General features: G+C 75.5%; 1 protein-coding gene. It reads left to right on the forward strand.

Features of this window, described 5'->3' with window-relative positions; translation table 11 throughout:
• Positions 1 to 510: MFS transporter (locus ABD378_RS42875; RefSeq protein ID WP_344530752.1), on the forward strand; the 510-nt coding region annotated here is incomplete at both ends.

Raw genomic sequence — 510 nt, forward strand, 5'->3', positions numbered from 1 at the left:
GGCCTCGCTCGTGTACGGGGCGATCCACGCGGCGGGCGACGGCTGGACATCGGCGCCGGTCCTCGCGGCCCTGGCCTGCGCGGCCGGCGCGGCGGCGGTGTTCGTGCGGTGGGAGCGGCGCCACCCGAGCCCGATGGTGGACTTCGCGCTGCTGCGCAAGCCCGCGTTCCTCGGAGCGAGCGCGGGGAACATGCTGCTCTTCATGGGCCTCGCGGGCACCCTCTTCGTACTGACGCAGCGGCTCCAGTTCGGCATGGGGTACGGCCCGTTGAAGGCAGGCCTTGCGGTGGCGCCACTGGCCCTGGCCGTCGGCGCGGGGTCGGCCCTGTCCCCCGGGCTCACCCGGCGGGCCGGAGCCCGCGGTGCCGTGAGCGCCGGGCTCCTGGTGTGCTCGGTGGGAGTGCTCGCCCTGGCCGAGCTGCCCGGTGGCTACCTCTCCGTGCTCACCGGCCTCGTCCTGGCCGGGACCGGCATCGGTCTGGCCCTGGCCCCGGTGACCGACACCGTGAT

The sequence above is a fragment of the Streptomyces rectiviolaceus genome (assembly GCF_039533825.1).
Classification (GTDB): domain Bacteria; phylum Actinomycetota; class Actinomycetes; order Streptomycetales; family Streptomycetaceae; genus Streptomyces; species Streptomyces rectiviolaceus.